This is a genomic window from Nocardia sp. NPDC004168 (assembly GCF_040610355.1).
GTDB classification, from domain to species: domain Bacteria; phylum Actinomycetota; class Actinomycetes; order Mycobacteriales; family Mycobacteriaceae; genus Nocardia; species Nocardia sichangensis.
Genome location: NZ_JBEXME010000037.1, coordinates 32,047 through 45,508, shown reverse-complemented (window position 1 = coordinate 45,508; position 13,462 = coordinate 32,047). Strand labels below are relative to the sequence as shown.

Below are 13,462 nucleotides of genomic sequence, written 5' to 3'. Positions count from 1 at the left end.
CATCCTCGATGAGGCGGCGAAGGCCTCGACCGCCAATCTGGATGCGGCCGTGGAGTTCCTGCTGCGGCGCGGCGCGTCTGTCCGGGCGATCGGCGCCTTCAAAGCCGACGGCTGCGCGGGCGAGGTCGGCGCCTTCTTCCTGAGCTCTTGCAGCCGCGCCCCGATCTCCTGGAGCTGCTTACGTCCCAGGCGTTCCCGCACCTTCGGGAACCACTCGTTCTCCTCCTCATCGATATGGTGGTCGACGTTCTCGATCAGCACGGTGGTCTTGGCGGTGAAGTGCTCGTCGTCGGGCTTCATCGTCGCCAGCTCGCTGACCAGCACGTCGGCGACGTGGTGCTCCTCGTAGGACTCCAGGATGTCGTCCTCGAGCTCGGGGACGAGCTTGCGCACCTCGGGGTACATGCACTCGTTCTCGAGATAGGTGTGCACGGTGAGCGCCGCAATGATCTTGTTCACCACGTTCGCCTTGGTCCGGATGGCGTCGTCGCCTGCTTTCTCGAACTCCCGGAAGAGTTTTCGGATCGCCTTGTGGTCGTCACGAAGCAGCACGATCGCGTCGGTGGTCATCGCTTTCTCCTTGCGTCGGGGCCGGTTCTCTGCCGACATTCCCGGCGCCGCGCCCCCGAAACCGCGACGTCCGCCGCGCGGCCGGACCCTCAGCGGGTCGTATGGTGAGCCGCGGACAGCACAGGAAGGACGAAGATGCCCCACGCCGACGACTACGCACACGAGCTGGCCGAATTGGCGCAGCGCTCGGAAACCACCGTCGCGGTCGCCGAATCGCTCACCGCGGGCAGGCTGTGCGCCACGTTCGGCGCCGCGCCCGACTCTTCCACCTGGTTTCGCGGCGGCCTCGTCGCCTACAGCTCGGAGGTCAAGCGAACGGTTCTCGGGGTGCCCGACGTGCCGGTCGTGTCACGTCCCGCGGCCGAAGCGATGGCCACCGGTGTCCGGAGCCTGCTGAATGCCGTTGTCGCCGTTGCCGTCACGGGCGCGGGCGGTCCCGACCCGCAGGACGGACAGCCGCCGGGCTCGGTGTGGTTCGCGATCGCCACCGAGCACGACGTGCGCGCATGGCACCATCAGTTCGACGGGGAACCGGAGGACGTGCTCGAGCAGACCACCGCCTGCGCGGCCGAGGCGCTGCTCGACACCGTGCGCGACCTGCGCTCGGACCGTTCGCCGAAGTGACCCGCGGTCACGACGAACGGCGATGCTTACGGTGGCTGGTGTCGCAGAACGGGTAGTTCTTCGAGCGCTTACACAGGCACAAGGCCACCAGGAACCGGTCGGAGCGCACCGTCCGGCCGTCCGCGGTGACGAACTCGACCGGGCCCTCGATCAACGCGGGGCCGTCGGCGGTGAGCGTCACTCGCCGCCACTGCTCATTGCCGGATTCGGTCGGCACGGATCACCACCAGATCTTCCATACGCTGGCCGGGTCCGATCAGCCCGGCCGATTCCAGCCAGTCCGCGCGGCGGCGCAGCACCGGCCCGAACGGCACGGTCGCCCTGGCCACGACAGCGGCCTTCAATTCTCGCTCGCGTAGCTGGGCCAGCGTCGTATCCGGATCCGACAGCGCCGAATGCACGATCAACGCGACACCACGCGGTTTCAGCAGGGCGGGCAGCGCCACGCACAACTGGTCGAGGACCGCCCTGCCCCCGGAACCCGCGTTCCACGCGCGAGCGATGCCGCGCGTGTGGGCCCCCACGGGGGCCGGGACATACGGCGGGTTGGCCAGCACCAGGTCGAAACTGCGCCCCCCGAGGACCGCGGTGAAATCGCCGCGCAGCACCTCGGCCTCGATACCGCGCATCCGGCAGTTCAGCCAGGCGGACACCACCGCGGCCCTGGACACGTCCACCGCCGTCACCTTCGAGGCTCCCGCGTACGCGGCGGCGACGGCCAAGGCGCCGGTGCCGGTACACACGTCCACCGCGTGCCCGCCGCTCGGAACACCCGCCTCGGACAGAGCGCGGACGAGCAGCCAGGTGTCCAGCTGCGGCGGATAGACACCGGGGGGTCGAATCAACATCACATTCGCCGGATAGCCCGCCCAGCGGTACTCAATCACCCCCGCTGACCGTCTCGCTGCCGGTTTCCCGCAACGAGCTGCGGCCCGCGCGCCAGGCGTCGAGCACATGATCGGCGAATCGGTCCTCGAGCAGGTTCGTCACCTGGATACCGAATACCACCGACTCGGTCAGCTCGGGCTCCCGCCGGAGCAGATCGCCGATCACGCCGGTGCGCATGACCTGCTCGTGCACCGCGTCGGCTTCGACGTGCTCGCGGTAGAACAGCAGGCACGCGGGGTCGGCGGCCAAACGTTCCAGCGCCTCCACCAGGCGCCGCGCGCCCGGCGGCGAGGTGATCTCCACCGTGGCGAAATGCCCCACCAGCGCGCCCCGCCACGACCGGTGCAGCCCGAACAGCGACATCATGTTCATCAGCGCGAGCATCGGCGCGGGCACCACATCCAGATAGTGCAGATAGTCCGGGTTGAGCCCGGCGCCTGCCAGCAGATCGGCATACAGCTGCGCGTGCACGCGCTCGCCGCGCCCGCCTCCGAACTCGTCGAACTCGACCGCCACCAGCGACGCCTTGGCTTGGCCGCGCAGCCGGGGAATCACCCAGGCGTAGGGGTCGGCCTCTTTGTGGTGATAGATCGAACGGTGCACGAAGTATTCGCGCATCTGCCACCATTCGCTCTCGTCGCGCAGGAAACGGCTCAGCCCCTCCGGGTCGGCGGGCGTCACCAGCAACCGTTCCAGCTCCGCGTCGAGATCGTCGCCACCGGGCACGTCCTCGCGCAGCGCGCGCAGGAATCGCTGTTCCAGCGCGGCGCGCAGCCCAAGCAGACCCGGGTCCCATTCCCATCCCGCGTCGACGGCCGCGAAACCGTGATAGTGCAGTTCGTAGCAGGTGTGCAGCGCCAGATGCAGGTCTTCGCCGTACGGGTCCACCGAGCCCGGCACCAGCACCGGCACCGAACCACCTGATCGGCTGCCCAGCAGTTTCACCACCGCCTCCGACAGCTCGCCGCGCGAGCGGGGCAGGTCCTGCTTCGGAGCGCCTATCGTGACCGTCATACCGATCGTTTACCCCCGTCGAGCGCTGTTATCGCGGCGCGGCGCGGTAAGAATGCCGTGGCCGTCCCCGCAGACGCGAGGACGGCCACGAACCGAGACGAACTGTCCCGGAGCTACCCGTTCGCCTTCTTGTACGCCTCGACCACCTCGGCGGAGATACGTCCACGCGCCGAGACGTCGATGCCGTTCTTGCGCGCCCACTCCCGGATCACCGTGGCTTGTTCCCGGTCGTTCGCCGACCGCATGACACCGCCGCGGCCGCGCCGCGCACGGCCGACCTTGCGGGCATACGGAACCCATTGTTCGAAGAATCCGCGTAACTGACCGGCATTCTCCGTCGACAAGTCCATCTCGTAGGCCACGCCGTCCACGGCGAAAGACACGGTTTCCTCGGCCTGAGACTTGCCGTCGTAGTCATCGACCAGTGTCACGACGACCTTGCGTGCCATACAGATAATCCCTTCACGGTTACCGAGCGCGTGCAGTCGAAAAAACAATCGTAGCCAGTAAATAACAGATCGGTTCCGCCCCCGGAACACCGGGGTCCCCCTCGCGGCGCAGGACGGTTCGCGGCGAACAGCTATTGCGGCAACCGTCGAGCCTCCACATATTGCCCGCGCACCCGGCGCAGTGGCAAACCGCCCTGCCAGGACGAGCGCGACCGGAGAAAGACGCGGTGGCGGGCTATCGGTGACCGATGTGCGCAATCGACATTCGCACGCTGCATTTCACTTTTCGAGCGGCAACGCCATCGGCCGAAGCGGCTCCGGCCAGCCGAACAATCCACGCGATCCCGCCGTCGGCGACGGTGCCGGGCAAGACGACACTGGTCGGTCGCGTCGGTGAACCGGACCTCCGAAGCGGGACAACGCGCGAGATCGACGGCACCCCACCCGAATTGCGAACACCACCGCCTGCGCTTCCCCGCACCGCCGCTGCGACGACAAGGCAGCCGAATTCGATCGCGCTGACGCGAAATATGTCTCCGCGAAGGTGTTGCTGCGAACCTGAGAGCCTCCGGCGCTTCGGCTGATCGGTGCGCCCTGCCCGCCGGAATCTCGGGCGCGGTGAACCGTCGGCCAGCAGGGAAAGGCATCGAGCACATGGCAGACAACGACGATCAGCACGCCCCGGAGCAAGGCGGCGAGCCGGACGACGCGCTCACCGCGCCCGCGGACCCGCCCGCCCAGGTAGATCCGGAGGACGAGGATCTGGCAGCACCGGCGGAACCGGACACTCCCGCACTGTCGCGGCGCAAGCTGTTCGCGGGCGCGGGCATCGCCGCGGCGGTGGTCGCGGGCGGCGGCCTGGCCGCGTGGCTCACCACACGCCGCACTCCCGGCGCCGGAGGGGTGAACCGCGCCCTGAAGATCGGCTACGGCGGCGGCGTCTGCGAGGCGCCGCTGTACGTGGCGCATCACGAGAAGATCTTCGAGAAGCACGGCTTGAACGTGCAGATCGTCAAAACCGGCGGCGACGAGATCAAGGACGCGGTGGGCGCGGGCAAACTCGACGCGGCGCCGGGCATCTTCTTCTCCTGGCTCAAACCGATCGAACAGGGCATCGACGCCAAACTCGCCGCCGGGCTGCACGAGGGCTGCCTGCGCATCGTGGTGCCACCCGACAGCCCGATCAAGTCTGTCGCCGAGCTGCGGGGCAAGCCGATCGGCGTCGGCGCGATCGGCGATTCGGCGATGTCGTTCTTCTCGTTGGACCTGCTCGACGCGGGCATCAACCCGAGCGAGGACATCGACTGGCGGGTCTTCGCCGCCGACCAGCTGACCGACGCGCTGGTGCGCGGTGACATCGCCGCGATCGCGGCCAGCGACCCCAACGGGCTGCTGCCCACACTGAAGGGCAAGGCTCGCGAACTGACCAACAACTCCCAGGGCACCAACCGGCAGCTCTACTGCTGCGCGACCGCCATCAACGGGCGGCTGCTGCGCGAGGACCCGGACGTGGCGCGGGCGCTGGTGACCGCGTGGGCCGAGGGCAGCCGATGGGCGGGCGCGAACATCCCGCAGACCGCGGCCATCGAAGTCGACAACAAGTACGTGGCGGCGGATCAGCCGACCATCGAAGCGATCCTGAAGACCTACGGGTACAACCCGTCGGCGGCGCGACTCGAGAGCGAGATCACTTCCGGCATCGCCAAATTCGCCAAGACCGGCTACCTGGACCGCAAGACCGATCCGAACGCGCTGGCCGGCAAGGTCTACGCGGATCTCGGGCTGAACTGGTGACGCCGCGATGACGACAACGGCCGACACCGCCCCCGTCCGGGCCGATTCGGCCTCTCCTGCGACGCGGCCGCCGGGAACCGCGGTGACACGTTATCCGCCGACGCTCGGCTTCGCGCTCGCCTGGGCGGTGTGGGCTCTGACCGCGGTGGTGACGCTCGCGGTCCCGGACGAACTGGACGTCGCGGCGCCGCTGGCGGCCGGAGTGCTGTTCACCGCCTGGACGGCGGCGCTCACGGTGTGGGCGGCCTACGCCTACCGCGACCGCGCGGCCACCCTGCGGCTGCGGTACTGGACACCGTGGATCGCGGTGCTCGGCGTCTGGGCGCTGTTCTGGGAATTCGCCACCGCCAAGACCGGGTGGCTGCAACCACCGCATTTCGCGTCGCCGCAGCAGATGCTGCTGGTGTTCTACAGCGACGCGGGACTGCTCGCGTCGAGCACGTGGCATTCGATGCTGCTGCTGGCGGTCGGGTTCGTCATCGGCGCGGTCGCGGGCCTGAGCACCGGCATCGCTCTCGGCTGGTCGAAACTCGCTGCCTACTGGGGTAATCCGGTGCTGCAGACCGTCGGCCCGGTGCCGGCGGGCACGCTGCTGCCGGTGGTGCTGGTGCTGTTCCCCACCACTTACAGCGGCAGCATCTTCATGGTCGCGTTCGGTGTGTGGTTCCCGGTGGCGGTGCTCACCCGCGCGGGCATCGCGGGGGTCGCGCGTGGCTACTTCGATGTCGCGCAGACCCTCGGGGCGTCCAAGCATTTCCTCGTCTGGCGGGTCGCGGTGCCCGGCGCTCTGCCGAGCATCTTCACCGGACTGTTCATGGGTCTGGGCGCTTCGCTGGCCGCGCTGGCCGTCGCGGAGTTGCTCGGCGTGAAGAACGGTCTGGGCTGGTACATCCAGTGGACCAAGGGGTGGGCGGCCTATCCGCGGATGTACGCGGCGATCGTGATCATGGTGGTGGTGTGCCGCACGCTCATGCTGCTGCTGTTCCGTGTCCGCAACCGCGTGCTGGCCTGGGAGAAGGATCTGGTGCGATGGTGAGCGGCGCGGCACGCGGCAGCGCGGTCGAGATCGATGCGGTCTCACATCAATTCGCGGTGGCGGGCGCACGCCCGCGCAACGTCGTCGAGCGCCTGCTCGGGCGGCCCGCACCCGAACCGACCCGCGCCCAGCAACTGGGCCGGCTGCGGGTGCTCACCGACGTGTCCCTGCGGATCGAAGCGGGGCAGTTCGTCGCGTTGCTCGGGCCGTCGGGGTGCGGCAAGTCGACTTTGTTGCGATTGCTCGCGGGACTCGAGCGGCCGTCGCGGGGCGTGCTGCGCGCCGACGGTGCGCCGATCGAGGGCCCGGATCCGCACCGGGCGTTGATGTTCCAGGATCCGACATTGTTCCCGTGGCGGACCGTGGAGCAGAATGTCGCGCTCGGACCGCAGGCTCGCGGCACCCTGGCCGAGGACCGGACCCGGGTGGCCGAAGCCCTCGCACTGGTCGGTCTCGACGGTTTCCGGGACACGTATCCGGCGCAGCTGTCCGGCGGGATGGCGCAGCGGGTGGCGTTGGCGCGGGCGCTGGTGAACCGGCCGCGGCTGTTTCTGCTCGACGAGCCGCTCGGCAAGCTCGACGCGCTCACCCGCGCCACGCTGCAGACCGAGATCGTCCGGCTGTGGCAGGAGGACGGGTTCACCGCCGTGCTGGTCACCCACGACGTCGACGAGGCGTTGCGGCTGGCGGACCGGGTCGTGGTCTTCTCCGCCCGGCCCGGGAAGGTGGTGCGGGACGTGCCGATCGCACTGGCCCGGCCCCGCACGCATGATGATCCGGAATATCTGCGGCTGCGGGGCGAGATCCTGCGGCTGCTCGGCGAGACAGGCAGGGCCGTCGCATGACCGCAACCCACCCGCGCACGAGCGGGGTCTTCGACTCCGTCACCGACGCGATCGGCAATACCCCGCTGGTCCGGCTGAACCGGGTCACCGAGGGGATCACCGCGACGGTATACGTCAAACTCGAGTACCTCAATCCACTGGGCAGCGTGAAAGATCGCGCCGCGCGGTCGATGATCGACGCCGCCGAGGCCTCCGGTGAGCTGCGGCCCGGCGGCACGGTCGTGGAGGCGACCTCCGGCAACACCGGCATCGCGTTGACCGCCATCGCCGCGACACGCGGCTACCGCACGATCGTGGTGGTGCCGGACAAGACCAGCCAGGAGAAGCTCGCGCTGCTGCGCGCCTACGGCGCACAGGTGCGGGTGACCCCGGGCGGGCGGCCGGCCGATCATCCGGAGCACGTGCGCACGGTCGCGACCCGGCTGGCCGCCGAGATCCCGGGCGCGTGGTTCGCCGGGCAGTACGACAATCCCGCGAATCCGGCGGCGCATCACCGGACGACGGGTCCGGAGATCTGGGCCCAGACCGGCGGGCGAATCACCCACTACGTCGCGGGCGTTGGTACCGGCGGCACCGTCACCGGCGCGGGCGAGTACCTCAAAGAGGTGTCCGGGGGCGCGGTCCGCGTGATCGGCGCCGACCCGGAGACCTCCGTCTACGGCGGCGGCGACGGTCGTGCCTGGTACGTCGAATCCGTCGGACACTACCGGCATCCCGACACCGAGGACGACCAGTGGCCCACCTCGTATCACCCCGCCGTCGTGGATCACATCGAGCGGATCGGTGACCCGGAGGCGCTGGAGGTGCTGCATCGCCTCGCCCGCGAGGAGGGGCTGTTGCTGGGCGGATCGTCGGGAACCGCCATCGCCGCCGCCCTGCGGGTCGCGCGGACACTGCGGTCGGACGACGTGGTGGCCGTCATCGCCCCGGACTCCGGTCGCTCCTATCTCACCAAATATTTCGACGACCAGTGGCTCGGCCGTTTCGGCTTCGCGCTGCGCGACCGAGTGACCGGACCGACGGTGGCCGATGTGGTGGGCGAGGTCGCCGGAAGTCCGCGCACCATCCCGTCGGATGCGACCGTCGCCCACGCTCGAACGCTGCTCGGCGCGGCACCCGCACTTCCGGTGCTGTTGCTGCGCGACGAGGCCGGACCGGTCGTGGTACCGGAAATCCTCGGCGCGGCGGTCGCGACGACGCTGGCCGGTGCGCCGGACGACGACCCCGTCATCGCTCATCTGGCACCGCCGCTGCCGGTGGCGGGCACCACGGAACCGCTGACCCGCGCCGCCGCCCGGATCTCCGGCCATTCCGGGCCGGTCGTGGTGGCGCACGAAGGGCGGGCCATCACGCTCGTCGACGCCGCGCGCATCACGGCCGCGGCGCGGGAACTCGGAGAACGACAGGGAGGTTCGCAGTGAGACGTCTCGCCGCCACGGCCGCGATGGTGCTGGCCGGGCTGTGCGCCGGACCGGGAATCGCGGCCGCGCACGTCACGGCCGGCGCACCGGACGCGGCCCCCGGCGGGTACAGCGTGGTCACGCTGCGGGTTCCCACGGAATCCGAGACGGCGGGCACCGTGCAGCTGGAAGTCGGCCTGCCTCTGGACCATCCGCTCGCCGTCGTACGCACCGCCACGACACCCGGATGGGATGTGTCGACGCGCCGCACCACGCTACCCGCGCCGATCGACAACGGGCACGGCGCGACGGTGACCTCGGCGGTGTCGTCGGTGACGTTCACCGCGCAACCCGGGTCCGCCGTGCGGCCGGGGGAATTCGGGGAATTCCGGCTGCTGCTCGGTCCGCTGCCGGATGTCCGGGAACTCGCGCTGCCCGCGATCCAGACCTACAGCGACGGCACCGTGGTCTCCTGGATCGAACGCAGCACCGACGGGACACCGCCCGACAAACCGGCTCCTGTGGTGCGTCTGAGCGCCGAATCCGGCCACAGCGGGCACCAGGCGCCCGGCGCCACCGCGGCGGCGTCCGCGCAATCGCCTGTAGCGGGGCAGAATTCGGATTCCGGTGGATGGGTCGATTGGATCGCGCTGGTGGCGGCGCTCGGCGCGCTGGCTCTGGCGGCGGCGCCGTTCGTGCGCGGCGCGCGCAGCCGGTGACCGTCCGGGCACGCGTACTGCTGGCCGGGCTGTCCGCGGTCGCGGCCGTAGTACTGGCTCCGTCGGCGGTCGCGTCGGCGCATGCCGTGCTCGTCGCCACCGACCCCGCGTACGGTGCGACCATCCCGGACGCTCCGACGCGGGTGACGGTGCGTTTCGACGAACCGGTGACGGCGGCGGGCGCCGGTGTCACTGTCTCCGACAAGGACGGCCGCCGGGTCGACACCGAGGCGGTGTCGGCCGCCGACGGCGGCCGTGCCGTCGTGGTCGGAGTGCGGCCCGAGCTGCCCACTGGGACGTATCTGCTGAGCTGGGTGGTGCTGTCCGCGGACGGTCACACGGTCAGCGGTTCCAGTGTGTTCGGTATCCGGGTGCCGCCCGACCTGACCCTCGGCGATCCACCTCGTGATCCGATCGCGGTCACCGCCGACGGCGTAGCCAGGATGCTCACCGCCGTCGGATATCTCGGTGTGGTGCTCGCGGTCGGCGTCCCCGGGGTGACGTTGCTGGTGTGGCGTGCGGGGACCAGGACGGCGCTGGTCGCGCAACTGACCGGGATCGGGTCGGCCACCGTCGTCGCCGTCTCGCTGCTCGCGCTCGCCATGACACCGGCTCGCCTCACCGGCCCCGACGGCTGGGCCGATCCACAGGTGTGGGCGCAGGCTCTCACATCCTCGCCGGGTGTGGCGGCCGTGGTGCGCGCTGTCGCCGGTGCCGCGCTCGCGGCCGGTCGGTCGCGACCGAAAGTGATCGCCGTCGCGGGAGCGGTGATCGTCGTGGCGACGGCGGCGTCGGGCCACGCCCTGGCAGGGGGAGACCGACCCGCCGCGTTGTTCTCCACCGCGGTCCATGTGCTCGCGATGGCGTTGTGGGTGGGTGCCGTCGTGCTGGCCGTCGCGGTCCGGCGGCGGCCCGACCGATCCGCCCTGCTCCCGCGCTTCGGCCGCGTCGCGATCGCCGCCGTCACCGCGCTCGCGCTGACCGGCGTCTATCAGAGCCTCCGCTCGGTCGACCCGCTCGCGGCACTGTGGACGACGTCGTGGGGTCGGCTCCTGCTGCTCAAATCGGCGCTGGTGCTCGCCGCGGCCGGTGTGGTGCTCGCCGCGCGACGAATCGTTCGCGGCCGCGTTCCGCACTCGGCGCTGCGCCTCGAATTCGTCCTTCTGGCGGCCGTTCTGGTGGTGACCGGCGTCCTCGCGGGCACGACACCGGCCAGGGACGCCTACGACCCGCGGATCACGGTGACCGCCGACCTCGGCCGGGCACGAGCCGAGGTCACCGTCGACGGCGCCGGTGCGGGCGAACAAGAGCTGACCGTCCACCTGCGCGACGCGAGCGGAACCCCGATCGACGCCTCCGCCGTCACCGGCCGACTGACCCGTACCGGCGATGCCTCGGGCCCCATCGACGTTCCCTTCCGACGGATCGAGCCCGTCGAACTGGGCCCGCACTATTTCGTTTCCCAACCGGTGCGCGTTGCCCTCCCCGGCTATTGGCAGTTGCGGTTGACCGTCCTCCTGGACCGCACCACCGGCTATACCGCCACCGTGCCTTATCGCGTGTGGTGACGGGATCGGTACGCCCCAGCGCGTTCCGCGCGTTCGACTCACGAACGGCGAGGACACGTCGCCTCGGACGACGACGCAACCCGCAGCGCCGGGCTCAGCCGCCGGGCTTCTGCCAGACGGAGACGTGTCCGCGGCTCTCGCTGGTGAACGGTTCGCGTGTCCACCCGTCCCACCGCGCATCCAGCCGCAGGCCGGCGATCTCGGCCATCAGGTCCAATTCCGCGGGCCACACGTAGCGGAACGGAATCGATCGGTAGCTGCCGCGTCCCTCGACGACCTCGATGTAGTTCGAACTCATCGTCTGCGTGGCGATGTCGTACTCGTCGTAGGCCCATTTCGACGATCCGGTCCGAGACAGCACCGTGTTGCGGCCGGGCGCCAGCCCGCGCAGTCCGGGCATCATGACTTCGACGACGAAGCGGCCGCCGGGTCGGAGGTGGGCCGCCGCGTTGCGGAAGCAGGCGACCTGACCCGCCTGGGTGGTCACGTTCATGATCGTGTTGAACACGAGGTAGACCAGCGAGAATCGTGACGTCAGCTTCGTGGACGCGAAATCTCCGACGGCACGGCGATCTCGTCGCCGCCGGCCTTGGCACGCAACCGGGCGAGCATCGCGGGTGACGTATCGATGCCGTGCACGGGAACTCCGCGCGCGGCGAGCGGCAAGGCGATCCGCCCCGTTCCGATGCCGAATTCCAAGGCCGGGCCATCTTCGGCCGACTCTGCCAAAAAGGTCACCGCCGGGTCGACGACGCCCGGCTCGAACATCGCGGCCGAGGACTCGTCATAGCTGGCCGCGACCTGCTCGCCGAAGTAATCGTCGGTATCGCGCATCCGGGCACCGTAGCGCGCCGGATCCGCTTGACGCACCTTGTTTTCCGGTCGGCTCGGCCGTGCGTTCCCGGGCCGCTACCTCCCAGCACTGAGAAGAACGCACCCCGGTCCGCGCCTAGTCTGGACGACGCTCGGTCGAGCCGGGATACTGGCCTGCGCCGGTTTCGCGGAACCGACCACGCCGGGTTCGGCGCGGTCCGTCGGCTCATCGTTCGAACGAAAGGACCAACTCTCGATTCTGCAGACAGGCAATCGGCCCGTTGAGAACGGCGGGGGGCCGAGTACCGTTCCGAACTCTGTCGAGCGAGCGGACGTCCGCGGGAGGCGGACCCCGACAACGAACCAGATGTCGGCCGATTCGTGGGATCCGGCCGGACGAGCCCAGTGCACGAGCGGAAGTCGATAGTATGCGTGTGGCCTTGTTGCCCGCAGGTACCCGGGGCGATCATCAACCATATCTCGCGTTGGCGCAGGAATTTCGCGCCCGCGGTCACGAGGTGGACATCACCGCCACCCGCAATCAAGCGCAGATCGTGCGCAACGCGGGCTTCGAACCCCATGTGATCCCCTTCGACGCCGCGGAACTGCTCGAGACGACCGCGGCCAAGCGGGCGCTGGCCTCCGGCAAGACGCTGCCGTTCGTGCGCATCATGCTCGACACGGTGCGGATCATCGAAGGTGAGCGCGGTGTCGCGATGCACGAGGTACTCCTGCGCGCCTGCACGTCCGCGGACGTCGTCGTCGCCTGCGCGTCGACGCTGCCGTGGGCGATGGAGTTCCGCGAGAAGACCGGGACGCCGGTACTGGGCTGCCTGCCCTATCCGCTCGAACGCACCGATGAGTTCCCGTCGTCGTTCATGGCGAAGAACATGACCTCGTCGCGCACGCTGTCACGGGCGAGCTACAGCCTGTTCGAATGGTCCTATACGTTCCTGTATCGCAAGGTCGACCGGCAATTGCGCCGTCACATGGGCCTGCCCGGCAGGCCGCGCAATCCTTTCCGGCGCCTGCGCGCGGAGCGGATACCGCTGGTCCACATGGTGAGCCCGATGCTGTTGCCCAAGCCGCACGATTGGCCGGACCGCGCGACGATCGTGGGCGCTTCCGTTCTGCCGCAGCCGCTGCGTGACGCCTGGGGCGAAGCGGTCATCGATCCGGAGCTCGACGCGTGGCTGGGCGAAGGGTCACCGCCCATCTATTTCTGCATGACCGGAATGCCCGTGCTGGATCCGGTGGAATGCCGCGAGATGATCGCGACGGTCTGCGCGCGCTTGGGCGCACGGGCACTCGTCACGGTGAAAGGCGAGGGATTCCCGAAAGGGTTCAGCGCCGACCGCAGCCTGCTGATCATCGATTCGTTCGACTACGACCGCGTCCTGCCGCGGTGCGCCGCGGTGGTGCACCACGGCGGCAGCGGCAACACCCATGACGTGGTGCGAGCGGGGATCCCGGCCGTGGTGATCCCGGTGCACAGCGATCAATTCTTCTACGGCTGGCGCATCGCCGCGCTCGGCATCGGAGCGACCTTCCCGTATCGCACGATCACCACCGATCGTCTGCATCGCGCGTTGGCGCAGGTCTTGACGCCCCAGGCGCGGCAGCGAGCGGCAGAGGTCGGCCACACGGCCGCGAAGGAGAACGGCGTGCCCGCGGCGGTCGACGCCGTCGAGAAACTCGCCGCCGCGACCCCCCGACCATGAGCTGCCGGTCGGCCGCCGCGG

Annotated in this window: 14 protein-coding genes and 1 pseudogene; 8 read left to right on the top strand and 7 right to left on the bottom strand. The window is 69.7% G+C overall.

Annotated elements, in window-relative coordinates; translation table 11 throughout:
- Positions 1-96 precede the first annotated feature (96 nt).
- Positions 97-570 (bottom strand): annotated as a pseudogene (locus tag ABZW96_RS34220) (hemerythrin domain-containing protein); the annotation flags it as partial.
- 135 nt (positions 571-705) lie between these two features.
- Here ABZW96_RS34220 and ABZW96_RS34215 point away from each other — a divergent pair.
- Positions 706-1,194, top strand: a complete 489-nt coding sequence (locus ABZW96_RS34215) for a CinA family protein (protein WP_355080571.1) — start codon at positions 706-708, stop codon at positions 1,192-1,194.
- A 7-nt stretch (positions 1,195-1,201) separates the two neighbouring features.
- Here the strand turns inward: ABZW96_RS34215 and ABZW96_RS34210 are convergent, their stop codons facing one another.
- The 4 genes from ABZW96_RS34210 to ABZW96_RS34195 form a co-directional block, all read right to left on the bottom strand.
- On the bottom strand, positions 1,202-1,411 hold the full coding sequence (locus tag ABZW96_RS34210; protein WP_355080570.1) for a CDGSH iron-sulfur domain-containing protein: 210 nt from the start codon (positions 1,409-1,411) through the stop codon (positions 1,202-1,204).
- A complete protein-coding gene (locus ABZW96_RS34205) occupies positions 1,389-2,042 on the bottom strand; it encodes a HemK2/MTQ2 family protein methyltransferase (RefSeq protein ID WP_355080568.1) in 654 nt (217 codons plus the stop codon). The genes ABZW96_RS34210 and ABZW96_RS34205 overlap by 23 nt, the downstream gene beginning before the upstream one ends.
- Positions 2,043-2,073: 31 nt before the next feature.
- The gene (locus ABZW96_RS34200; protein WP_355080566.1) at positions 2,074-3,096 is read right to left on the bottom strand and encodes an iron-containing redox enzyme family protein; all 1,023 of its coding nucleotides are present in this window, start codon (positions 3,094-3,096) and stop codon (positions 2,074-2,076) included.
- Positions 3,097-3,209: 113 nt separating this feature from the next.
- Positions 3,210-3,545, bottom strand: coding sequence for an Lsr2 family protein (locus ABZW96_RS34195; protein ID WP_355080564.1), 336 nt, complete (start codon positions 3,543-3,545; stop codon positions 3,210-3,212).
- A gap of 654 nt (positions 3,546-4,199) precedes the next feature.
- Here ABZW96_RS34195 and ABZW96_RS34190 point away from each other — a divergent pair.
- From ABZW96_RS34190 to ABZW96_RS34165, 6 genes are all read left to right on the top strand, one after another.
- On the top strand, positions 4,200-5,339 hold the full coding sequence (locus ABZW96_RS34190; RefSeq protein WP_355080562.1) for an ABC transporter substrate-binding protein: 1,140 nt from the start codon (positions 4,200-4,202) through the stop codon (positions 5,337-5,339).
- A gap of 82 nt (positions 5,340-5,421) precedes the next feature.
- Positions 5,422-6,375 carry an ABC transporter permease subunit gene (locus tag ABZW96_RS34185; protein WP_355080560.1) on the top strand — a complete coding sequence of 318 codons (954 nt, stop codon included), beginning with the start codon at positions 5,422-5,424 and terminating at the stop codon, positions 6,373-6,375.
- Entirely contained in the window at positions 6,369-7,220 is an 852-nt protein-coding gene (locus ABZW96_RS34180; protein ID WP_355080558.1) for an ABC transporter ATP-binding protein, read from the top strand. Before ABZW96_RS34185 ends, ABZW96_RS34180 begins: the two co-directional genes overlap by 7 nt.
- Positions 7,217-8,641 carry a pyridoxal-phosphate dependent enzyme gene (locus ABZW96_RS34175; protein WP_355080557.1) on the top strand — a complete coding sequence of 475 codons (1,425 nt, stop codon included), beginning with the start codon at positions 7,217-7,219 and terminating at the stop codon, positions 8,639-8,641. The genes ABZW96_RS34180 and ABZW96_RS34175 overlap by 4 nt, the downstream gene beginning before the upstream one ends.
- A complete protein-coding gene (locus tag ABZW96_RS34170) occupies positions 8,638-9,339 on the top strand; it encodes a YcnI family protein (RefSeq protein ID WP_355080555.1) in 702 nt (233 codons plus the stop codon). The genes ABZW96_RS34175 and ABZW96_RS34170 overlap by 4 nt, the downstream gene beginning before the upstream one ends.
- A complete protein-coding gene (locus ABZW96_RS34165; RefSeq protein ID WP_355080554.1) occupies positions 9,336-10,907 on the top strand; it encodes a copper resistance protein CopC in 1,572 nt (523 codons plus the stop codon). Before ABZW96_RS34170 ends, ABZW96_RS34165 begins: the two co-directional genes overlap by 4 nt.
- A 94-nt stretch (positions 10,908-11,001) precedes the next feature.
- On the opposite strand, the gene ABZW96_RS34160 is transcribed toward ABZW96_RS34165, so the two are convergent.
- Together ABZW96_RS34160 and ABZW96_RS34155 are read right to left on the bottom strand one after the other, a co-directional pair.
- Positions 11,002-11,394, bottom strand: coding sequence for a hypothetical protein (locus ABZW96_RS34160; protein ID WP_355080552.1), 393 nt, complete (start codon positions 11,392-11,394; stop codon positions 11,002-11,004).
- A gap of 47 nt (positions 11,395-11,441) precedes the next feature.
- Positions 11,442-11,741: a class I SAM-dependent methyltransferase gene (locus ABZW96_RS34155; RefSeq protein ID WP_355080550.1), complete on the bottom strand. Its 300-nt coding sequence runs from the start codon at positions 11,739-11,741 to the stop codon at positions 11,442-11,444.
- A 407-nt stretch (positions 11,742-12,148) separates the two neighbouring features.
- Between ABZW96_RS34155 and ABZW96_RS34150 the strand changes: the two genes are divergently transcribed.
- Complete coding sequence (locus ABZW96_RS34150) at positions 12,149-13,441, top strand: glycosyltransferase (RefSeq protein ID WP_355080548.1); 1,293 nt, start codon at positions 12,149-12,151, stop codon at positions 13,439-13,441.
- Positions 13,442-13,462 lie beyond the last annotated feature (21 nt).